A 23327-nucleotide genomic window follows, 5' to 3' on the forward strand; every position below is an offset into this window, starting at 1 on the left:
AGCACCCGAACCGTTTCCATCGACGCTAACGCAACGATTGCGTGCACGCAATGGTCGACCTAGGGTGGTGCCATGGCCCCATCCGACCAGTTCCCGCCACACGTCCTTCGCGAATACGCGTTGCTCGCCGACGGGGAACGCGGCGCACTGATCGGCCCCGGCGGGGACATCGCCTGGATGTGCGCCCCCCAGTGGCACGACGACGCCGTCTTCTCCGGGCTGCTGGGTGGGCGGGGCGGCTTCGCCGTGACCCCGACGGATCCGCGCTACGTGTGGGGTGGCAAGTACGAGGACGGGACCCTGATCTGGGTGAGCCGGTGGATCACCAGCACCGGGATCGTGGAATGCCGTGAGGCCCTGGCCTATCCCGGCGACAAACATCGATCCGTCCTGCTGCGGAGGGTGCAGGCGGTCATGGGGGAAGCCGAGATCCGGGTGGTGTTGAACGTGAGGGCCGGCTTCGGACGGCATGCCATGGGCCACCTGCGCCAGCACGGTGACGTCTGGCTGGCGCGGAGCGGACCACTGAGGGTCCGGTTGGGTGGTGCCGCCGAGGCCGGCGTGCGAGACGGCGAACTCCTGCTCGACCTGCGGCTGCGTGAGGGGGAACAGCACGACCTCGTCCTCGAGATCTCTGACGAGGCGCTCCCGGACGAGCCCGCCGATCCCGACCAGGCCTGGAGCGCCACCGAGTACAACTGGCATCGCGAGGTGCCCCAGTTCGACAACACGATCGCACCGGACGACTGCCGCCAGTCCTACGCCGTGTTGCGGGGCATGACCGGGGGCGGTGGCGCGATGGTCGCGGCCGCCACCATGGGACTGCCCGAGCGGGCGCAGGAGAAGCGCAACTACGACTACCGCTACGCCTGGATCCGCGACCAGTGCTTCGTCGGGGTCGCTGTCGCGGCCTGCGAGGAGTTCGCCCTGCTCGACGACGCGGTCGGTTTCGTCTCGTCCCGGCTGCTGGACGACGGTGCCCAGATGCGCCCCGCCTACACCGTGCAGGGCGGCCCGGTGCCCGATGAGTACGACACGGGACTACCGGGCTATCCGGGTGGGTCGGGCAGGGCAGGCAACTGGGTGAACCAGCAGTTCCAACTCGATGCCTTCGGCGAAGCCCTGTTGTTGTTCGCCGCGGCCGCCGAGAACGACCGCCTCGATCTGGAGCAGTGGAAGGCCGCGGAGATCGCAGCGGACGCCATCGCCCGGCGGTACCAGCAGGCCGACGCGGGCATGTGGGAGTTGCAGGACGCCCACTGGACGCACTCCCGCCTCATCTGCGCCGCGGGGCTGCGCTCGATCGGCCGTCACGCCCCCGGCCCGCAGGGCGCCATGTGGAGTTCGCAGGCCGACCAACTCGTCGCCGACGTCACCCGCGACTGTCTTCATCCTTCGGGACGCTGGCAGCGGTCACCCGATGACCCCCGGGTCGACGCCTCCCTGCTGCGGCCGATGCTGCGCGGGGCGCTGGCCCCGCAGGACCCCCGCTCGATCGCGACGCTCCGGGCGATCCAGGAAGACCTGGCCAGGGAGGAGTACCTGTACCGGTTTCGGCAGGACGAGGGTCCACTGGCGCAATCGGAGGGTGCGTTCCTGTTGTGCGGGTTCGACATGGCGATGGCCCTCCACCAGGGCAACCGTCCCCTGGAGGCGGCCCGCTGGTTCGAACGCAACCGCGCCGCCTGCGGCTCACCGGGTCTGTTCACGGAGGAGTACGACGTCGAGCAGCGGCAGTTGCGGGGAAACCTGCCCCAGGCCTTCGTCCACGCCGCGCTGCTGGAGTCGGCTCGTCGCCTCGCGAGCGAGCCACCACCTTGGGGCGGCCTGCGGAGCTGAGGGATGCCGGGCATTGAGCCACCCGGACGCAGGAGAGCGGGCGACGGGAATCGACCCGCGTGTCCAGCTTGGGAAGCTGGCTCGGTCCACAAGTGACCGCACCGCCGCGAACACCCCTACGCGCGGGTAGGTGGCTCGGGGAGCGAATGAGAGTGCAGTCGCATGTGTCATGACGCGAGCCGTCCCGCCGCGATGCTCAAGGGTGATCAGCGCCCGCCAGAGGACTTGAACTCGGACGAACTGTTAATAGCGGAGGCTCGCCTTCCAAAGCGCCGAACGGCTATGGGTTCGGAGACATCGCCACCGGGCCGCGGCAAGCAAACCCCGATTTGGAGGCGATTCGCTCCGCTACTGGCCAGATACGTCCGTGACACTTCTGGGTGAGTGTGGTCCTTCTATGGCGCGCTGGCCCCCGGTCGGCGCTCAATCGCAGTCTCGCGGGTCTGTAGGTCGGGGTAGGGTCTAGGCGCTCCGTACCATGTGAGGGCCCCGACAAGCCGTGACTTGTCGGGGCCCTCAATGCCTGTCTCCGGTCATGGGATATGAGAGCTGTGCTGGGAACTGCCGTGGTCAGGCGAGGATGCGGTAACCCGAGAAGCCACTTGGCGCGAATTGGCCCATGCTGGAGAACCCGGTGGCGGTGTTCCTGTATGCCCACATCGATCCGTCGTTTCGCTGTCCGATCAGGTCCAGACGCTTGTCGCCATTCAGGTCACCAGGAACGAACGCGTTGGTCATGGACTGCCACCCATGCCCGATCTGCCCCACACTCACAAGGCCACCGTCGACCGTCCTGTAGCCATACATCAGACCGTCCTTGCGGATGCCCACCACGTCCCAGGCAGCATCGCCGTACATGTTTCCGGGGGCGATCATAATTCGCATGCCGTTCCAGTTGCGGCCCACCTGCGTGCCGTTGGACAGACCCTTGGACGAAAGACTGTAGCGCCACAGCGAACCATCCGATCCCCGACGCGCGAGGACGTACTGCTGGGGGGACCCGGAGACCATCTGACCGGCGTAGAAGATCTGGTCCATCCCGCCCCAGTTCTGGCCAACCTTGATGCCGTCCTTCAGATACCCGTTGCCCAGGTTGTAGGCGAAGTGCAAGGACTGGTCGCGCGAGTCCCGGTAGAAGAGGTCCGCGCGGTTGTCATCGTTCTGATCGGTGATCGCACCCAGATAACTGATGTGTGTCAGGTTGGTGCCGCGGATCCCGACCTTCGAGATATCCGTCGGAGTCTTCTTGAAGAAGTCGAGCGTGCCTGTGCCAGTAATTCCCCACACATCCGCGATCGCATCACCCGTCGCCTCACCAACACGGCCGGTCGCCTCGGGACGAGCTCCTGCGAAGGGGGAGAACTCACCAAGAGGTGCAGTCACCATCACAATAGCGGTCGCGACCCTCTGCCCACCCACCGTGCCAGCCACACTGAACGTTCCCGGCTGGGCGTACGACATGGCAGGGACCGGATCCCACACCACAGCTTGGCTCGAGGTCGACCTATCCGACCACGTCACCATCACATTCGCCGGGAGCTTCGGCGCTAGACCCACCAGCGTCGAAACCGTGGCAGGAACAACCGACACCAGCGCCGGAGCAGCCACCGTCACGGTCGCTCTGGCAATCTGTTCGCCCCTGACCGTGCCCGACACGGTGAACGTCCCCGCCTTGGCGTAAGCGTCGGCCGCAATAGTGGACCAGCTGACGGTCTCACTGGTGGTGGTCTTGTCGGACCAGACCACGGAGATGTTGGCGGGCATCGTGGGTGCGATGCCGGCTGGAGTCGAGACGCTGACCGTGGCAGAGCGCATGATGGGTTGTGTCACGGTGATGGTGGCTTGGGCGATCCTCTGGCCCCGTACCGTTCCTGCAACAATGAAGCTTCCGGGCTTGGCGTAAGAGGTAGCGGCGATCGGGTCCCAGGTAACGGCCTCCGAGGTGGTACCAGTCGACCAGACAAGGCGCACGGAAGCAGGCATCTGAGGTGCGAGCCCGGCAGGCGACCCGACACTGACAGGCGTCACTGACTTGAGTCCGACCAATTCCTTCGTCGGGTGCTCGAAGAAGCCGGTGACGGTGCCGTTGTCAGTGGTGTTTCCCAGGAGGTCCCTGACGGGATAGAGGGTCATCGTCCACGCGCCAGGAGCCGCGGTTGTGGGGACCTTGATGGTGTGACTCCACGTGCCGTCGGTTGTCGTACCTTGGGTGAGAATCATGTTGTTGGGTGAGAACCCGAGGGATTGATCGGTGGTGTCGGAGAAGAGTGCGACGGTGGGCGTTTTGACTCCGCTGGGGTCTGTGACGTGCACGCTGACGGTGACGGTCTTCTCGCCCGTGGTCAGGTCGACGGTCTTGGGCGTGAAGTCGAAGGCGCTTACCACCGGACCGCTGACGTCGGCTGGGGCGTTGATCACGGTCAGCTTGGTGGTGTGCTCGAAGAATCCGGTGACGGTGCCGTTGTCAGTGGTGTTTCCCAGGAGGTCCCTGACGGGATAGAGGGTCATGGTCCACGCGCCAGGAGCCGCGGTTGTGGGGACCTTGATGGTGTGACTCCACGTGCCGTCGGTTGTCGTACCTTGGGTGAGAATCATGTTGTTGGGTGAGAACCCGAGGGATTGATCGGTGGTGTCGGAGAAGAGTGCGACGGTGGGCGTTTTGACTCCGCTGGGGTCTGTGACGTGCACGCTGACGGTGACGGTCTTCTCGCCCGTGGTCAGGTCGACGGTCTTGGGCGTGAAGTCGAAGGCGCTGACCATCGGACCAGTGATATCCGCGGCGAGAGCCTGGGGGGCGGCGAGAAACAGCGACGCAATCGCCATCGCGAGGGCCACGACAAGTGCTCCGCGCGCTGTGGGCTTGAGTTTAGGAACCATAGAGAGTCTCCTCCAAGAGCCCTGCACCGAATTGCAGGTCAACTGCTCCGCAATATAGCGGCTAGGGTAACCGAACCAGCGAACGGATATCCCTGTTGCCAACTGTGCCCATCAACTCGCTGCGTGTCGTCGTGCGCTACTTGGTCTGAACGGGCGCCTGACTGACGTTAGGTCTTCGCATGTGGGCGCCCGCAACCCGCGACGCAAAGGCGTCCTCAACAGTCGGCAAGTCACTCAACATCTGTCTCGCCATTGTCCCATTCAGGGGCAGTGGCCGCCTGCGGTAGCCGTTAGCGTCACGGGTGAGGCGATTGGGCAGGGCCGGTCCGCCCTGACATGAATGATCGAGAAGCTTCGCATTCCTCAACCGAGTTCTGCTATACGGGCAGTAACGATAGTGGTGGCGTGGCGGGCCACGCGAGCGCCTCTGTCCTGATGGTGGTGGACGGAACGGTGAACTCACGTGGCTCGAGGCGACGACCGCCCGGTAGTTCGTAAGCGAAGCAGCGGGAGCGTTCCCAAGCGGTTGGGCCCCGGCGGATCACGCATGGCTTGAGAAGTCCTCCGGGGGACCGTGCGCACCTGTGGAGATGGCAGGAGTGCACGCAACAGGGCGTTTCTTGGCTTGCCTATCGGGAAGCGGCATCACCAAAGTGGCTCTGGCACAGCCCAATACAGGAGAGCGGGCGACGGGAATCGAACCCGCGTGTCCAGCTTGGGAAGCTGGCGCTCTACCATTGAGCTACGCCCGCGAACCGGCCTCACAGCCGGACGATGGTCGAGTCTAGCGGCTCTTGTCCGCGGCTCCCACTCGGGCTCACCGGTGTCGACGAACCTCGTCCGCCACCTTCTGGAAGACCCCTTCGTCCAGCCTGATTCCCGCGGTCCGGCAGGCCGCCGGATCGACCCTGATGATCCGGTCGACCCTGGCTTCGCTCTGCCGTCCACGCTTGTCCCACGTGCCGGTGCCTATGTCGATCCAGTGGCGCCCTGCCCTGGCCTCCTGCTCGACGTCCCGGTCGTGGTCCTTGCTCGTCAGGGGAAGCGCCAAGAGCCAGTCACCGTCTCGCCCGATCAGCAGGACCGGACGATCCTTCCCCGCACGGTGGTCTTCCTCGTAGGGCACCCACGTCCACACCACCTCGCCGGGGTCGGGCAGGTCACCGGGGTTGGGGGCATAGGTGATCGACAGGTCACCTTGGTAGTCGCCGGGATAGGCGCTGGTGTCCGCTGCGTCCTCGTGGGTACGTGCGCCTGGGGGTCGTGCGCCTGGCGCCTGGGGAGGCTTCCTCGTTGTCGGCCGGCGGCGGGTGGTCGTCCGCTTCGATCCCGCCTGCTTGCGCAACTGGTCGCGCAGGGTGCTGCGGGTAGCGCGAGCGAGAGCGTCGGCAATGATGCGGCCCCAGGAGTTCGCCATGGCGGCGACTCTAGCGGCCGCGCTCCGACCGGGAGGGGCTCAGAGGTAGCGCGGCTCGGGTCCGTAGTGCACGTTGCTGAGGTCGCGGGGGTATCGCTCCTCGGGAGTGCGGAACGCCTGCCAATGGCCGAAGTAGCGACTGACCGGCGGGAGCCACAGCACGGCGGCGCCGATGGCCGACAGCGGGATGGCCGCGTAGGACCAGTCGTTCAACAGGATGGAGAGCAGCGTCAGCGCCACGGCCGCGATGGCGGCGATCCTGCTCCAGCGGTATCCGTTCCAGGCATTGAAGCCGGCGATCGCGGGAGCGGCGACCATGGTGGCCCCTGCCGCGGCAGCCGCCACGGCCAACAGGACCGCCGTGAGTGACCAGGAGTCTGGCTTCGCCCACTCGACCATCCGGATCGAGGTGGGGAAGGTGTGGAGGTGGATCATGTCCCACCACACCTTCACCAAGGCCACCGCCGACACGATCGAGGACGCATAGAGGAAGCCGATGCCGACCAGCATCACGGGATCACGCCGGGGTTGCCCCGTGGCCTCCGAGACGGGGATGCCGGGTTGGATCTCGTCCAACGGGGGCAGGGTCAGGATCGGTTTGGGGGCAGGGGCCGGTTGGGGCTCCTCGGGTTGGCTGCGCCGCGGACGAATCTGGGTGGCATCCAGGTCCTCACGTTCGTCCCACGCGGGCACGGACCGTGCGCCCATCTCGGGGTTCTCGCCCACGATGCCCTCCTGACCTGGAACTGACCTGACCGAACCACCGTTCGGCTCCCCAGCCTAGCGGCCGGGCGGGCGAGACCCCGAGGCCATCGATGTGCAGTGACGCGTCTCCCTGCGGGCACTGCCGCGCGTGCCGGCACGCGGAAGCCCGGGTCTCGAGCACGTGCAACGAGACCCGGGCTTCCCGGGGACATCCGATCAGTGGGTCACCGGTCGGTGACTGCCTCGCCGAGGTGCTTGCCGCGACTCTCCTTCAACGTGAGGATCGTCGCCGCGGAGATCAGCAACGCCACGATGGCGTAGCCGGCGAAGTGCCACCGGCTGTAACCCGACAACCAGGTGTTGATGTAGGGCGCGGTGCCTCCGAAGGCTGCAATGGCGATCGAGTAGGGGAGCCCGAAACCGGTGGCCCGCACGTGGGTCGGGAACATCTCGGCGTACGCCGCGGGGGCGATCGCCAGGAAGGCGCCGAGCAGGATCAGCATCACGCAGATGGCGACCAGCAACTGCCAGAACTGACCACGGACGAGCATGAGCATCGGCACGTAGGCAATGGCTGCCCCCACCATCGCGATCAGCATGGCGGGCTTTCGTCCGTACCGGTCGGAGAACATGCCCCAGAAAGGCAGCACCGCGATGAACACGATGTTGCCGATCAGGGAAGCCTCGAAGGCCTGTTCGGCGGAGTAGCCCAACGACTTCTGCGCGACGGCGGCGATCGACACACTCCAGATGTAGTACGTGATGGTCAGACCGACGGTCATGCCGATCACCTGGAGCGCCGGCTTCCAATGGGCGGCCAGGTCTCGCCAGACCGAGACCTTCATCGCCGCCGCGTCCGACTTGCCTGACTCGAACACCTCCGACTCGTCCATGCGGGAGCGGATGAACAGGGCGAACAGGCCCAGCACGGCACCGACCACGAAGGGGATGCGCCAGCCGAAGTCACCCATCTGTTCCTTGGTGAGCACCGCCTGCAGCAACAGGCCCAGACCCAGACCGACCAGCAGTCCAGCGTTCCCGTCATGTAGATCGCCGAGGCCCACAGGCCACGTCTGGCTGCCGGAGCCTGCTCCGAGAGGTAGGTCTGCGCGCTGGGCAACTCACCGCCGTGGGCGAGTCCCTGGATCAGCCGGGCGACGAGCAACAGGGCCGACGACCACGCGCCCCAACTGGCGTAGCTCGGTGTCAAACCGATCAGCAGCGAGCCGAGGGAGGCGAAGATGACGGCCAGCGCCAGCGAGTGCTTGCGCCCGATCTTGTCGGCGATCCAGCCGAACACCAGCCCTCCGAACGGACGAGCCACGAACCCGACCGCGAACACGGCGAGCGTCTTCAGGAAGGCCGACTGGGGGTTGTCCGTCGAGAACAGGGCGGCTGCGAGGTACACCGAGAAGGTCGCGTAGACATTCCAGTCGTACCACTCCAGGGCATTGCCGACACCCGTGCCGAAGAGTGTCTTGAGGGCACTCTGGCGGGGTCGGACGGTGCCGGGGGTGGGCAGGGTGGACGTGCTCATGGGGAGTCTCCTGGGGGCAGGGGGCAGGGGGTTTGGGGTCGCGGAGCGGTCAGGCGTTGAGCTTGGCGAACGTCCGTACGGCCAGTTCGGCCAGCAGCGCCGCGCCGTCGGCGATGACGCCGTCGTCGAAGGTGGCCTGCGGGGCGTGGTTGTAGGTGGCTGTCGCGGGGTCGACGTCCCCCGGCACGGCCGACAGGGCCACGTAGCAGCCCGGCACCTCGAGCAGGACGCGGCTGAAGTCCTCCGACCCGGTCAACGGGTTGGCCCATTCGGTGAAGCGGTCGTCGCCGAACACGTCGCGAACCGTCTGCGCGGTGAAGGCTGCGCAGTCGGGGTCATTGAGGGTGACGGGGTACGACTCGGTGTAGGTGGCGTCGACCTCGAGTCCGTGGGCCGAGGCGATCCCCTCGGCGAGGCGCACCAGCGTCGTCCCGAGCTTCTTGGTGTTCTCCTGCGAGTAGCAGCGAACGGTGGCCTCGAACATGCCCTCGGCGGGGATGACGTTCTCGGCGGTGCCGGCGGCGAGCTTGCCGACCGTGACCACCACGGGGTCGAAGGGGCTGTACTCGCGGGTGACCATGGCGTGGGTGGCCGTGACCAACTCCGCCAGCGCCGGTACCGGGTCCTTGGCCATCCACGGGGCCGACCCGTGGCCGCCCTTGCCCTTCATCGTCACCTTGAACTTGTTGGTCGCCGCCATGATGGCGCCGGGACGAGTGGCGAAGGTGCCGTACGGCTCCAGGGCTGAGAAGACGTGGATGGCGAAGGCGGCGTCGGCCTTCTTGCCGGCGGCGGTGAGGATGCCCTCGTCGATCATGGACTGGGCACCGTCCATGCCTTCCTCGCCGGGCTGGAACATGAACACCACGTCACCGGTCAGGTCGTCCTTCACGTGGCACAACGTGCGGACAGCACCGATCAGCAGGCTCATGTGCAGGTCGTGACCGCAGGCGTGCATCGCGCCGTTGGTGCTGGCGAAGTCGAGGCCGGTCTGCTCGGTGACGGGCAGCGCGTCCATGTCGCCGCGCAGCAGGACGACGGGCCGGTCGGCCACCCGCTCGGGCGCCTTGCCGCCGCGCAGCACCGCGGTGATGGAACTCACCTGCTCGCCGGTGCTGATCTCGAGGGGGAGACCCTCGAGTTCGCGCAGCAACACTGCTTGGGTGGCGGGAACCTGCAGTCCGATCTCGGGGATCTGGTGCAACTCGCGGCGAAGCCGCACGAGGTCGTCCTGCAGCGTTGAGGCGTGGTCACGAAGGTTTGACAAGGGGCTTCCTTTGGTCGAGGGGTCCAGGATTCCTGTCGACCGTAGACCCGTTGCGGGCCCTGGGGCAGCCAATGACGCGGAAGTGGAAACCCCCATGACGTGGAACGGAGGACGAATCCCCGAGGGGTTCGTCCTCCGTCTCGCGGCCAGTCTGCGTGGCACACTGCCGTGGGCTGGGGCCAGGTCAGGCCTTCATGGTGCCGTCCTGCAGGAACTTGACGTGCCAGCTCAGGGCGGTCGCCAGGTCGTGCGGGGTGTGCAGCCCGTTGGCCTTCTTCTCGGCCTGCGCGACGTAGTCGAGCAGTTGCTCCTTGTAGTCGGGGTGGGCCACCTTCTCGATGATCACCTTCGCGCGCTTGCGCGGGGCCAGCCCACGCAGGTCGGCCAGACCCTGCTCGGTGATGATCACGTCGGTGTCGTGCTCGGTGTGGTCGACGTGGTTGACCATGGGCACGATGCACGAGATGGCCCCGCCCTTGGCCGTCGAGGGGGTCACGAAGGCGGAGATGTAGCCGTTGCGGGTGAAGTCCCCCGAGCCGCCGATGCCGTTCTGCATGCGCGAACCCATGACGTGGGTCGAGTTCACGTTGCCGTAGATGTCGGCCTCGATCATGCCGTTGCAGGCGATGACACCTTGTCGCCGGATCAACTCGGGGTGGTTCGACACGTCCTGGGGGCGAAGGATGATCAGGTCGCGGTACTTCTTCGCGTTGTCGTTCACCTTCGCCGCGGCTTCGGGCGACAGCGAGAAGGCGGTGGCTGAGGCGACTGTCAGCTTGCCCGAGTCGAGCAGGTCGACCATGCCGTCCTGGATCACCTCGGTGTACGAGGTGAGGTTCTCGAACGGACCTTCGAGCAGACCGGCCAGCACCGCGTTGGCGATGTTGCCCACCCCCGACTGCAGGGGCAGCAGGTTCTCGGGGAGTCGTCCGGCCTTGACCTCGACGTCGAAGAAGTCCAGCAGGTTGCTGGCGATCGCCTTCGAGTCCTCGTCGAGCGGCTTGAAGGGGCTGTTCCGGTCGGGACCGTGGGTGACGACGACCGCGGCCACCTTGTCGGGATCGACGTGAAGCGTCTTGCCACCGATGCGGTCAGAGGGCTTCGTCAGGGGAATCGGGACCCGATTCGGGGGCAGCGCGGCGATGTCGTAGTAGATGTCGTGCATGCCGAAGAGGTCTTCGGACTGCCACTCGTTGACCTCGAGGATGACCTTCTCGGCGGCATCGAGGTAGGTGCGGTTGAGGCCCACCGAGGAGGAGGGGATGAGCTCACCGTCAGCGGTGATGCCGCTGATCTCGATGACGGCCACGTGCAGCTTGCCGAAGAAGCCCTGCGAGACGTAGGTGGCGGCGTGCGAGAGGTGGATGTCGGAGTAGTAGGCCGACCCGGCGTTGATCTTCGACCGCATGGAGGGGTCGGACTGGTACGGCATGCGCCAGTCGACGGCGTCGGCCTCGGCCAGGGCACCGTCGAGCTCGGGGGCGGTCGAGGCGCCGGTCCAGACGCCGATCTTGAACTCCTCGCCCTTGCTGTGCGCGGCCTTGGCCCGCTCAGCGATGGCCATCGGCACATCCTTGGGGTAGCCCGAACCGGTGAAGCCCGAGAAACCGACACTCATGCCGTGGTGGACGATCGCGGCAGCCTCGTCGGCGGTCATCACCTTTTGGCGAAAACCCTCGTTGGCGATGCGGTTGGACATCTTTCCTCCTCGAAAGTTCTGCGGGTCGTGACCCATCTGGGGTCACGCTACCGGAGGGGCTTTCGCGATCGGGCCGCGGGTCGAGAGATCGCTGGCGCCCGACGATCGATGACCACCGACTCCGGCGGGGCCGGCGACGGGAGTGGCGGGGTGGGCCCGGTGCTCGACCTGCAGCCTGTGCACCTGGAACGGCCTTCGCGTCCCGAATGGGCCGCGATGGCTCGTTCAGCTGCACTGCCTGCAGTGGATGGGTCATCCCGCACCCCGCCCGGGGCTGGTCACTGGGTCGGGGTGACCGTCAATCGGGTGACGAGACGGTGGGTGGCTCCGGGGGCGAGGGGGAGCGCATGCTCGCGGCACAGGGCCGACTCGATGCAGACGAATTCGCGCCAGTGGTCGTTGGTGACCCCCAGCCCGGGGTCGACCGCGGGCCGGGAGTTCCACACCACGACCTGGGGTGACCCCTCGCGCTCCACGGTGATGCTGCGACCCCATCCAGGGTCGCCCAGCCTGACCACGCCGGTCGTGTCGATCACGGCATCGGTGCGCGGATGGATGCTCACCGGGCCTGGTGGGATGACATCGCGGCGGTCGCGGGCCGCATCCCAGTACGGCGCGCCGGCGAGCCCGTCGATGCTCACGCGGGTCACGTCCGAGACGGCCAGGTAGGTGTGGTGGGCAGCCTCGACCCGCTGCTCGTCGGGGCTGTTGTTGGTGAACTCGAGCACCAGTTCGAGCGAATCGGGGGCCATCGTGACCGTGTGGAACGCCTCCAACTGGTCATGGATCAGCCAGTGCCTCACCCGCAGCGTTGCGCCGTCGTCGGACCAGTCCTCGTCGAGCCGTTCCCAGACCTGCCTGCGCGCGAGCCCGTGCGCCGGTGTGCCGCCGGTGCCGAACCAGGGGAAACAGATCGGCACCCCGCCGCGCAGGTAGGCGCCGTCCTGGTCGTCGAGGGCTGACTCCCACAAGGATTCCGGTGCGTGCCACAGCACCGGGTGATCCGACGCCGCCGACTGCCACGCCATCGCGTGGGATCCGTGGTCGGCCACCCACCAGCTGCCGTCGTCGGCCCCGACACCCTCGAGTGCGGTCAGTTCTGCTCCCATGCCCCCACAGTAGTGAGGGCATGCCGGGGGCGCCCCCGGGTTCAGTCCTGATGCACCATCGGGTCGACGACCAGCGCCATCACCGCGTCGAGTCGGGGGAACGAGATGGACGCGTCTGCCCGCTCGGCGGTGAGGGGTTTGGCGCAGTAGGCGATCCCCAGGCCGGCGGCGTCGAGCAGGTCGAGGTCATTGGCGCCGTCGCCGACGGCCACCGTCAGGTCGAGCGGAATGTCGCGTTCGGACGCCCAGGCGCGCAGCTGGTCGGCCTTGAAGGCGCGGTCGACCACCGGGCCGCGGGTGCGTCCGGTGAGTCGTCCATCCACGACCTCGAGCACATTGGCCGCCGAGAGGTCGATGGCGAGGTCGTCCACCAGCGGGTCGACCAAGGCCGTGAAACCCCCACTGACCACGCCGAACAGTGCTCCCAGGGCGTGCACCTGCTGCACCAGTTCACGCGCGCCCTCACTCAGCCGGACGCTGCCGAACACCTCGTCCAGCACCGTGGACGGCAATCCCTCGAGCGTGGCCACCCGCTCGGTGAGGCTGGCCGCGAAGTCCAGTTCGCCGCGCATCGCCCGCTCGGTGATCGCAGCCACCTTCCCACCCATGCCGGCGGCCTCGGCCAGCAGGTCGATCGCCTCGGTGGTGGTCAGGGTCGAGTCGACGTCGGTGACCACGAGCCGCGGGGGCCGGGTCGCCAGACGCCCGGTCACCACCGCGTGGTCGCAGCCGTGCTCGCCGGCGAGCGTGCGAAGGCGGGCGGCCGTCGTCCGCACCTTCTCGTCGGACGAGGGCGCCAGCGCCGCGACGCACCAGCCCCAGTCGCCACGTCGGATCTCGATCTCGAAGTCCTGGTCGGTGATGGTGGCATCGTCGAACAGGTCGAGCAGGTGGTCGCCGACCGAATCATCGAGGGTTCCGGGGCCGAACAGGACGTGTCGCACGGGCTGGGTCACGCTCACAGCCTAGGCATGCGCCGCACGGTGCTGGGACTGCTGGACGCCTCGGTGGTGGGGGCGGGCACCCGAATCACCGAGAAGTGGCGGTCCTGCGCCAACCGCTCGGCACCCGGGTGTCGCTGGCGCAGCAGCGGAAGCCACGGCAGGTGGGTGTTGTGGACGAGCCAGAAGGCCCCTCCGGGCGCGAGGTGCGATGGGGCCTCGTCCAGTAGATCTCGGGCGAAGGCGGAGTCCTTGGCCACACCCTGGTGGAACGGCGGGTTGCTGACGATCAGGTCGAACGGGTCACTCTCGCGCAGCACCTCGATGCCGTCTGCCCACAGCACCCGTGGCTGCGGTTGCCCCGGCGCCACGTTGGCCCGCAGGGTCTCGCGGGTGGCCGCTGCGCCCGCCCACGACAGGTCGACGGCGGTGACCTCGCACGAGGGCAGTGCGCGCATCAGCACCGCGGCGATGGTGCCGTTGCCCGACCCGACGTCGAGCACCCGCAGCGGCCGCGACCGGTCGGCTGCGTCGACCAGGATCTCGTCGAGTTGGGCGAGCAGCAGGCGCGTACCGGCGTCGAGCCTCGTCGTGCCGAACGTGCCTCCGTGGGCGACGATGGTGAGGCCGTCCCGGAGCGCCCGACGGGGCCATCGCGCCTCCGCGGGAACCCGCGGCTGGGAATGGGGCAACGAGGCGTGCAGCACGCGGTGCTTGTTGCGACCACGCGAGGCGTGCACCTCGCCGAACCATCGGCCGAGCACGTCGTTGAGCCGGTGGACGAGGTCTTTCTCGCGGCCCACCGCGGCGATCTGCTGGACCCCGCAGTCCCAGGCCCAACCCACGTACTCGTCCCACTGGTCGAGCGAGGTGGGCAGGCGCAGCAGGGCGACCGAGGCGTCCACGGGCATCCCGGGCTCGACGCGCGCGACCCCCGCCGGCAGACAGGCGTGCAGGTCGCCGCGGTCACAGAAGGCCGACACCTGATGGTCGGGGCTGAGCTGATCGGCGAGCAGTGGTTCATCGACGACCAGCACGCTGGACTGTGGGGGGAGCTCGACCTCGTCGAGGAGCAAGCGGGTGCCATGGTCGAGGGCGGGGGGGTCAGCGGGTGGGCGTGCGGGGTCGAGGGCCATGCGGCCGAACGTACCGGTCGCTCTCGAGGGCGTCCGCCCGGACGGACCCGCGACCGGCTGCGGCCCCGGGAATCGTGACTGATCAGAGACCCACGTGGCACTGTGGCACGACACAATGGTTCCGCCCGTGGCCCGGGAGGAGCCGCAAGCCTGGAGGAGACCGTATGCCGCAGCGTCACGCAGCCTGGCGAGCCACGTACACCCCGGGTCGCTGGGTGGTCCTGGCGGGTCCGAGCGCCCTGGTGATCCTGCAGCCCGCCCCGGCGCGCGTGTCGAACCTGCTCAACAGCATCTGGGACTCGGTGGTCGACGCATCGTCCATCGACGACCTCGTCACCCGCATGGCCAGCTTCGGTATCGAACGGATGGGACATTTCGCGGCCTTCAGCTGGGACGAGAACGGCATGCACTCGCTGTGCCGGGGCAAGATCTCCGTGATCGACCCCCGCACCGGTGACCTGCTCAACACGGGCGAGGGGATGGTCACCTGGCGTGAGGTCGGCATCTCGGTCGACCTCGTGCGTGTCGACATGGAGCCGGTCGACCAGGAGTCCGAACTCCAGCTGCCGCTCATGGTCGGGGCCGTGACTGCGTCGGCGATCGTCCTGGACGCAACCGGCACCGTGCGGGCGAGGTTCCCGTCGGTGGTGTCCCCCGAGCAGCAGCCGGTTCCCGAGGCAGAACCCGAGCCAGAACCTCAGCCCGAACCCGAGCGCGCACCCGAGCCAGAATCTGCACCTGAGCCAGAACCCCAGCCCGAGCCAGAACCAGAACCGCGCCCCGATCCGCCGACACCCTTCGGCCAGCAGGCCCAGCCGCGTCCGTTCGGTGCCCCGGCGCCCTTCCCCGCGCCACCGACTGCACCGCTGCCCGCCGTTGTTCCTGCAGCACCCGCCACGGCGGCCCCTGTGCCGGAGCCGACCGTCGCGCTGGACGTGGCAAGCCTGGGCGAGGCAACCGGGCCGACGGAACCAACCGCGCCGGTGGAGTCAGCTCCGGCGGCGCCAGCACCGGTGGGGGCCGGCTGGGCCCCGCGGATCGGGCACGCCGAGGAGGACTCCCAGGACGGCGACACCATCTTCGTCACCGGCATCGCGGCCACCCACAAACCCGGTGCCGGCACCCGCGGTGACGAGGGCCTGGTGCTGGCCTCGGTGTGCGCGGCCGGTCACCCCAACCCGCCCGGTAGCCAGCGCTGCCGTCTCTGCCCTGCCCCCGTGGCCCCCCAGAACCAGCGCCTGGTGAGTCGTCCCAGTCTCGCGACGTTGGTCTCGTCCGCCGGTGACCGCCTCGAGGTGGTCGGGGCCGTCGTGATCGGACGAGCACCGTCCACGGCCGGGCACGAGGCTGGTGCGACCACCCTGAGGGTCCCGTCCCCCTCGAGCGACATCAGCCGCAACCACCTGCTGGTCGCGCCTCGTGAGTGGAACCTGGTGGCCACCGACCTGCACTCCACCAACGGCACCATCGTCCGGCACGGTCACGACGCCCCGATTCGTCTGAACCCGGGGGAGGGTGTGACGATCGGGGTGGGAGATCTGCTCGACCTGGGTGACGGAGTGAGCATCCGAGTCGAACCCCCGACCTGAACCGATGTCGACCGCAGCGAGACGCCATGGCCGCCCATGACCGCACCCTGATCGACTCCCGGCTGCTCCGCCGAGCGGCCCGGGGGTTCCGTCGTGTGTGGGGTGCGCTGCTGGTCCTGGTGCTCGCCCTGGGGATCAGCATCGCTGCGTGGCTCCTGCCGGGGCTGAAGATCCGCGACCTGCATCTCAACGAGGGTTCGATCTTCGCGGTCAACACCTCCCAGTCGTTGGTGGGCAACCTCAACCTGCAGTCGGACGACCTGACCAACGCCGCACCCGTGGGGGCGGCCAACTACCAGGTGATGCAGGACGAGACCACGGTCATCGTCCGCTCGACCAGCCCGAACCAGCTGTCGGCCTACGACCCGGCGCGCAACCAGATCGGCAGCCCCGTGACGCTGCCGCCGAACTCCGTGGTCGCCTATGGTGCGCGCGTGCTGGCCGTTGCCAACCCCGACAACGGCAGGGTCTGGTACGGCAGCGTCGACGAGATGCTGCAGACCGACTTCCAGCAGGCCAAGGCCCAACTCGAGGTGGGCGACCAGGGCACGGCCACGGTCACCGCCACCGGGCATGTGATCGGACTGTCGGTGGCCTCCTCCCGGTTGGTGCGCCCCGACCGGACCACGGTGCAGCTGCCGTGGACGCTCGACCCTGCCGCCGACGTGCAGCTCAGCGCCGTGGGCGAGAAGGCGGTCGTGCTCGACCGCACCAGCCAGCAGATCTGGGTCGAGGGCACCGACCGCCCGCGTGCCGTCGACGCCGGTTCGACGGCCCAGTTGCCGCGCCCCACCGCCGACCTCTCCGGGTTCGACGGTGCCGAAGCGGTCTACGCCACCCGCGCGGGTCTGATCGCCCTCACCAGGAACGGTGCCCGCTCGCTCTCGGGGCTGGTCAACCAGGCCCCGATCGTGCCGGTGGTCGTGGGCTCGTGCGTGCACGGGGTGTTCGGGTCGCAGTACGTCCGTCGATGCATGGGTGACCCCCGACCCACGGTGCGGACGATCCCCGAACTGCCCTCGGGAGCAGACCTGAGTCTGCTCGACAACCGCGGGGCAACGGTGCTCAACGACTCGGCCACGGGCTACATCTGGCTGGTCGACAAGGACCTGAAGCTGATCAAGGACTGGACGAGGGTGGCGCCCCCCGACAAGCGCTCCGACCAGGACTCCGACCAACTCGAGCAGATCGTCAACCTCGACCGCAGCAAGCCCAACCAGCCACCGATCGCACGCAACGACCTGGGCCTGACTGCCCGGGTCGGCCGCTCGACGGTGCTGCCCCTGCTCGACAACGACTCCGACCCTGACGGCGACATCCTCACCATCCTCGGACCACCCAAGGTGTCCGGGGCCTCACTGGAGCTGATCCAGGGCGGTACCGGCATCCAGGTCACGCTGCCTGCCGGGGCCACCCAGCCGGTCGAGTTCAACTACACGATCTCGGACGGACGAGGCAAGACCGCCACCGCCCGGGCGCAGGTGAAGCCCATCCCGGCCGACCAGAGCGTCTCGAACCAACTGCCCCAGCACTTCCGGCCCACGGTGAAGTTGCGGGTCAACTCCGGCCAGAGCGCCACCAAGCGGGTGCTGCTGGACTGGCGCGACCCCGATGGGGACGACATGATCCTGCTGGGCGCCAAGGTCGAGGGTCTCGACGACGAGGTGACGTTCACCTCCGACGGCACCGTCACGTTCCAGGACGCGGGCAAGACCACCGGTCTGAAGAAGATCGAACTGACGGTGTCCGACGGCAATCCTGCGGGCAGGACCACGGTCTCGGAACTCCTGGTCGAGGTGATCAAGGACAAGATCGTCCCGCCCATCGCCAACGGCGACCAGGTGGCCACCCGGGTGGGCAACGAGATCACCGTCGACCCGCTGGCCAATGACGTGGGCAACAACCTCACGCTGCGCGAGCCGACCCTGGAGGGCTCGTCCAAGAACGCCACCCTGACGCCCAACCACCAGGACAACACGTTCAGGTTCAAGGCCTCGGTCGAGGGCACCTACTACGTGCAGTACAAGGCCAGCAACGGACCCTTCGACACCGGCCTGGTGCGGATCGACGTGGCGGGCGCGACCAGTCAGAACTCGCGCCCGGTCGCCGCCCGTGATGTCGTCCTGCTGCCTCCGGGAGGTTCGGCGCTCGTCGACCCCCTGCTGAACGACTCGGACGCCGACGGCGACGTGTTGGTGCTGCAGACGGTCTCGTCCGATCCCGACCTGAAGATCGTGATGGAGCAGCGCCGCTACCTGACCGTCACTGCGGAGCGCACCCCCGACAAGCCCGTCACCCTCACCTACCGGGTCTCGGACGGAACCTTCACCGCCGACGGCACCATCGTGGTGATCCCCACCAAGCTGGTGGGCAGCCAGAAGCCGCAGGCCGAACGCGACCGGGTCAAGGCCAGGGCAGGCTCGATCGTCACCATCAACCCGCTCGACAACGACTCGTCCCCGATCGGGCTGCCGTTGAGCGTCGACAAGATCGTCGAGGGTCCACGCGGGCGGGCCTGGGTGGACGGCGACAAGATCCGGGTGTCGGTTCCCCCCACCTCGACCGGTGTGGGGCTGACCTACCAGATCAAGGACTCCGACGGCCAGACGGCTTCGTCGACGATCGAGATCTCCGTGGTCTCGACCGACGCCCAGAACGAGGCACCCCAACCCGTGTCGGTCGAGGCCAGGGTGCTGGCCGGCACGTCGAATCGCATCCTGATCCCGCTCGACGGCATCGACAACAACGGTGATCCGGTGCGCCTGCTCGGGCTCGATGCGGGGCCCCGGCTGGGCCGGGTGACCGCCGTGGGTGACCACTACCTCACCTATCAGGCCTTCCCGACCTCGCAGGGCACCGACGCGTTCCGCTACAGCGTGGTCGACTCCTACGGGGCGGTCGGGGTCGGCGAGGTGCGAGTGGGGGTCGCTCCGTCGGTGGGCGCCAATGCCCAACCGGTCGGCACCGACGACTCCATCACCGTGCGCCCGGGGCGTCCCGTGCACCTGCTGCTGCTCGGCAACGACTACGACCCAGACGGCGACAACTTCGGGTTCGCGGCTCGCAACCCGATCGACCTGCGCATCCCCACGAAGGTCGTCAACCGCAACGCCATCACCTTCACCGCACCGAAGCAGGTGGGCCAGGTGCCCGGCAAGTACTACCTGCAGGATGCCCGCGGGGCCACGGGTTCGGGCACCATCACCGTCGACGTGCGCTCCGATGCCCGCAACCTGCAGCCGGTGGCCGTCGATGACCAGGTCGACGTGGCCGAGATCATCGACAAGGACTACATCGAGGCTGCCGTCCTCAAGAACGACTACGACCCCGACGGGTCGGCCAACCGCCTCACCGTGACGGTGCCGCCCCAGGAGGGTGTCGAGGCGACCGCGACGCCCGGCCGCCAGACGATCCGGGTCAAGGTGGCCGACAACGCCCAACAGGTTCGCTACACCATCACCGATGCCGAGGGGGCGGCCGCGACAGCCATCGTCAACGTCCCCGGACGAAACGACGTCGTCCCGCGGCTCAAGGACCCCAGCACCGCCCTGCAGGTGGTCGCCGGCCAGCGCACGACGCTCGACCTGAACGGTCTGGTCAAGGGGACCAACGGACGACGGGTGCGGCTCACCTCGGTCGACCGGGTCTACCGCACCAACGGCGAGGTCATCCCCTCGGTCGACACGATCGACTGGACACCGGCGATCGAGTACGCCGGTCCAGCCGCCATCGTGTTCGAGGTGATGGACGACGTGCCCGCCGGTGACAAGAGCGCCAAGCGTGCGGTCATCTCGATCCCGGTGACCGTCAAGCCGGCCCCGAACCTGTCGGAGACCGACCGCAAGAAGCAGCAGCGGCTGGAGCAGCCACCACAACTGCGGGGGGAACCGCCGGTGCTGGAGGTCGGCCAGGGCGAACCCGAGGAACGCATCGACCTGGCTGGGTTCTGGGTCGACCCCAACGGTCAGGACTTCCACTTCGAGAACTGGCGGGTCGCCTCCGGGTCGGGCATCAGCTGGCGAGCGGACGAGTCACGGTCGAGCATCTACGCTGCCGCTCCCGTGCAGACCAAACCGGGCACGTCGATGAAACTGCGTGGCACCGTCGTCGATGCCGCGGGCTCGACGGTCGGCGCTGAACTCACCATCCGCGTGATCGGGTCGACCCGTCCTCGGCCCACGGCCGCCAATGACGTGGTCGACGACGCGAACGCCGGGCAGGAGCGCGCCGTCTCGGTGCTCGCCAACGACAAGTCGAACCTGCTCAACAACACCAGCCTGAAGCTGGTCAGCACCGCGGTCGAGGCCGGGCAGGGCACGGCCCGGGTGAGCGGTGACCAGGTGCTCGTGAGACCCGCTGACGGATTCGTCGGCACCATGACGGTGCGCTACACCATCGTCGATGCCACGGATGACCCCTCGCGGCAGTCGGACGGCCGCATCAGGCTGACCGTGCGGGCGGCACCCGGGGAACCGGGCACGCCGCGTGGGGACTCGGTCGGTGACGGCAAGGTGGTGCTGGTCTGGACCGACGGTGCGGCGAACGGGCTTCCCATCGACAAGCGAGTGGTCCACGGGTCCGCGCCCGGCGGTGCGGCGGTGGAACAGTCCTGCGGTGCCAACACCTGCACCGTCACCGGGCTCACCAACGGTCGCGACTACACCTTCACCGTCACCCAGTACAACCAACTGGGGTCGGCCACCTCGCGGCCGTCGGCCACCCTTCGGCCGGACGTGAAGCCCGAGACGATGAGCCCGCCGCAGGTGCAGTTCGACGACCGGGCACTCAAGCTGAACTGGGCAACCGGGGTCACCCGGGGTTCGCCCATCGTCGAGTACCGCGTGACCCTGCTGGGCACCACCCAGACCATGACCACCAAGGGCACCTCGCTGACCTGGCCCAACCTCGAGAACGGCAAGGACTACCAGTTCACGGTGGCCGCCTCGAACCGCCGCGCCGATGCCGGCCCCGCAGACCCCACGGGGTGGTCGGACGAATCCGAGGCCTCGACCCCCGAACACCCCACGGGTGCACCACCGGCTCCGACAGCGGTGGTCGCCCGCGACACCGGCTCGGCGACCGGCGGCGAGGTCGAGGTCAGCTGGCAGGCGCCCGACGTGCCCTCACCGGCCAACCGCGACGCGGTGCAATACCTCGTCTACGCCAACGGCAAGCTGATCAGCGGGGCCGACCCGATCAACGGCACCAGCCTGTTGTTCCGCGAGGCCCAGAACGGCACCGGCTACACGTTCACGGTGCGCGGCAAGACCCGCTACCAGCAGCCCGGCCCCGAGAGTGCCCCGTCGGAGTCGGTCACCCCCTTCGGCAGGCCGGGACGACTCGTCGGCGCCAACATCGTCGGCCACGACCGCTACGTCACCGTGGTGTTGCCGAACTCCCTGCCCGAGAACGGCAGACCGATCGACCGGGTCTTCGGTGAACTGACCGACCTCGGGGGGCGCTATGACTCGGTTCCGTTCGATCTCAAGGTCGTCAACGGCCAGGTGCAGGGGTCCATCCGGACGCCCAAGAACGGCCCGCTGTACTACCTGGTCATCTCGGCGTCCGCCGGTGGCAAGGACTCCGTCGAGCCGGGAGGCACGAACTCGGTGCGCACCGTGGGCTCGCCCCTGTCACCGGCGGTGATCTCCCGTGGGGTGGTCCAGGGTGACCAGAACCTGCCGACGATCTCGGTCGAGGTCTCGGTGCCCTATGACTTCGCCGACAGTACGGGTCGCTACAGCAACGGCAACCTGGTCAACGACCTGACCGTCAGGGTCACCAGCGTCAACGGTCCGGGCACCCAGGCCGGCAACGAAGTCAGGCGCTGGACGAAGACCTACGGCAATGACCCGGGCACGGTGACGGCGTCGATCGTGAACACCGACGTGTCGACGACCAAGACCTTCCAGCCCCCCATCCACTATGTCGAGAAGGCCGACTCGCTCGACGTCAGCGTGGTCGGCTGGCTCGGCGGGGGAGCCACCTGCTCGGTGCGCGACGGCTACCTCGGCCTCGAACACATCAGCAACGACGGCACGGTGACCTACCAGCGTGCTCCGACCCCACCGGGCCAGACGGCGCCACCGACCGCCGGCCCCTTCAGCATCCGCTGCAGCGAGGACGGCTTCGGCACCGTGGTGGCCCAACTGAACGGCCCCTGACCACGTCCCCTCGTGACGGCACCCCACGACCCCTCCGACGACCCCCACCGAGCAGCAGAGCAAGGACACCCCCATGGCCATCACCCCCGACCAGGTCGCCTGGTTCTCCGAGACCTTCGGCAACGTCGTCCACAACGTCGAGCGCGTCATCATCGGCAAGACAGAGGCGATCAGGCTGGCCGTGACCTGCATGATCGCGGAGGGCCACCTGCTGCTCGAGGACTACCCGGGCACCGGCAAGACGACCTTGGCCCGGGCCCTGGCCCAGTCGGTCGAGGGCACGTCCAGCCGCATCCAGTTCACTCCCGACCTGCTGCCCTCCGATGTCACCGGCGTCACGATCTACGACCAGAAGTCGGGGGAGTTCGAGTTCCACCAGGGGCCCATCTTCGCCTCGGTGGTGCTGGCCGACGAGATCAACCGGGCCTCGCCCAAGACCCAGTCGGCGCTCCTCGAGGTGATGGAGGAGAGCAGGGTCACCGTCGACGGCAAGACCTACTCGGCGGGGAGCCCGTTCATGGTGATCGCCACCCAGAACCCCATCGAACAGGCTGGTACCTACCGGTTGCCCGAGGCCCAGCTCGACCGGTTCCTGATGAAGACAACCCTCGGCTACCCCGACCGCGAGGGCACCCTGCGCATCCTCGCCCAGGGAGGAACCCGGCCCAGGTCGGCGGCCCTGTCTGCGGTCATCACCTCGCAGGCGGTGGCGGAACTGAGCCAACTCGCGGCAGCGGTGCACATCGAGCCCTCGGTGCTCGACTACATCGCCCGTCTGGTCGAGGAGACCAGGCACACCGCCGACGTACGGCTGGGTGTCTCGATCCGCGGGGCGCTCGCGCTGGTGCGCACCTCCCGGGTGTGGGCCGCCTCGCAGGGTCGCCACTTCGTGGTGCCCGACGACGTCAAGATGCTGGCGGTGCCCTGCCTCAGCCACCGCATCATCCTCGACCCGGAGAGCGAGTTCAACGGGGTCACCGCCGCCGACGTGATGGCGCGCGTGATCGGTACCGTCCAGCCGCCCACCGAGCGCGCCTCGGCCTGAAC

14 protein-coding genes and 1 tRNA gene are annotated in these 23327 nt (G+C 68.0%); 4 read left to right on the plus strand and 11 right to left on the minus strand.

Annotation, left to right across the window (positions count from 1 at the left end; genetic code table 11):
* The first annotated feature begins 72 nt into the window (after positions 1-72).
* Positions 73-1839, plus strand: a complete 1767-nt coding sequence (locus H507_RS14435) for a glycoside hydrolase family 15 protein (protein ID WP_022909316.1) — start codon at positions 73-75, stop codon at positions 1837-1839.
* Between the two features lie 570 nt (positions 1840-2409).
* Here the strand turns inward: H507_RS14435 and H507_RS0103370 are convergent.
* From H507_RS0103370 to H507_RS14455, 11 genes are all read right to left on the minus strand, one after another.
* Positions 2410-4674: an Ig-like domain-containing protein gene (locus H507_RS0103370; protein ID WP_169512677.1), complete on the minus strand. Its 2265-nt coding sequence runs from the start codon at positions 4672-4674 to the stop codon at positions 2410-2412.
* Between the two features lie 723 nt (positions 4675-5397).
* Positions 5398-5468, minus strand: a tRNA-Gly gene (locus H507_RS0103380).
* A gap of 65 nt (positions 5469-5533) precedes the next feature.
* The gene (locus tag H507_RS14440; protein WP_022909318.1) at positions 5534-6133 is read right to left on the minus strand and encodes a type II toxin-antitoxin system PemK/MazF family toxin; all 600 of its coding nucleotides are present in this window, start codon (positions 6131-6133) and stop codon (positions 5534-5536) included.
* Between the two features lie 39 nt (positions 6134-6172).
* Complete coding sequence (locus H507_RS14445) at positions 6173-6859, minus strand: hypothetical protein (protein WP_022909319.1); 687 nt, start codon at positions 6857-6859, stop codon at positions 6173-6175.
* Positions 6860-7062: 203 nt separating this feature from the next.
* A complete protein-coding gene (locus H507_RS18190; protein WP_342662651.1) occupies positions 7063-7731 on the minus strand; it encodes an MFS transporter in 669 nt (222 codons plus the stop codon).
* Positions 7680-8375: an MFS transporter gene (locus H507_RS18195; protein ID WP_245558810.1), complete on the minus strand. Its 696-nt coding sequence runs from the start codon at positions 8373-8375 to the stop codon at positions 7680-7682. Before H507_RS18195 ends, H507_RS18190 begins: the two co-directional genes overlap by 52 nt.
* Before the next feature lie 49 nt (positions 8376-8424).
* Positions 8425-9642: a M20 metallopeptidase family protein gene (locus H507_RS0103400; protein ID WP_022909320.1), complete on the minus strand. Its 1218-nt coding sequence runs from the start codon at positions 9640-9642 to the stop codon at positions 8425-8427.
* A 184-nt stretch (positions 9643-9826) separates the two neighbouring features.
* On the minus strand, positions 9827-11341 hold the full coding sequence (gene scpC, locus H507_RS0103405; protein ID WP_022909321.1) for a succinyl-CoA:acetate CoA-transferase ScpC: 1515 nt from the start codon (positions 11339-11341) through the stop codon (positions 9827-9829).
* A gap of 278 nt (positions 11342-11619) precedes the next feature.
* On the minus strand, positions 11620-12450 hold the full coding sequence (locus tag H507_RS0103410) for an aldose epimerase family protein (RefSeq protein WP_022909322.1): 831 nt from the start codon (positions 12448-12450) through the stop codon (positions 11620-11622).
* A 41-nt stretch (positions 12451-12491) separates the two neighbouring features.
* Entirely contained in the window at positions 12492-13406 is a 915-nt protein-coding gene (serB, locus tag H507_RS0103415) for a phosphoserine phosphatase SerB (RefSeq protein WP_245558811.1), read from the minus strand.
* A 2-nt stretch (positions 13407-13408) separates the two neighbouring features.
* On the minus strand, positions 13409-14527 hold the full coding sequence (locus tag H507_RS14455) for a class I SAM-dependent methyltransferase (protein ID WP_022909324.1): 1119 nt from the start codon (positions 14525-14527) through the stop codon (positions 13409-13411).
* Between the two features lie 164 nt (positions 14528-14691).
* Between H507_RS14455 and H507_RS17145 the strand changes: the two genes are divergently transcribed.
* From H507_RS17145 to H507_RS0103435, 3 genes are all read left to right on the plus strand, one after another.
* The gene (locus H507_RS17145) at positions 14692-16116 is read left to right on the plus strand and encodes an FHA domain-containing protein (protein WP_022909325.1); all 1425 of its coding nucleotides are present in this window, start codon (positions 14692-14694) and stop codon (positions 16114-16116) included.
* Between the two features lie 26 nt (positions 16117-16142).
* Positions 16143-22280, plus strand: a complete 6138-nt coding sequence (locus tag H507_RS0103430; RefSeq protein ID WP_022909326.1) for an Ig-like domain-containing protein — start codon at positions 16143-16145, stop codon at positions 22278-22280.
* Positions 22281-22353: 73 nt separating this feature from the next.
* Positions 22354-23325: an AAA family ATPase gene (locus H507_RS0103435; protein WP_022909327.1), complete on the plus strand. Its 972-nt coding sequence runs from the start codon at positions 22354-22356 to the stop codon at positions 23323-23325.
* Positions 23326-23327 lie beyond the last annotated feature (2 nt).

It is taken from the genome of Aestuariimicrobium kwangyangense DSM 21549 (genome assembly GCF_000421525.1).
Classification (GTDB): Bacteria; Actinomycetota; Actinomycetes; order Propionibacteriales; family Propionibacteriaceae; genus Aestuariimicrobium; species Aestuariimicrobium kwangyangense.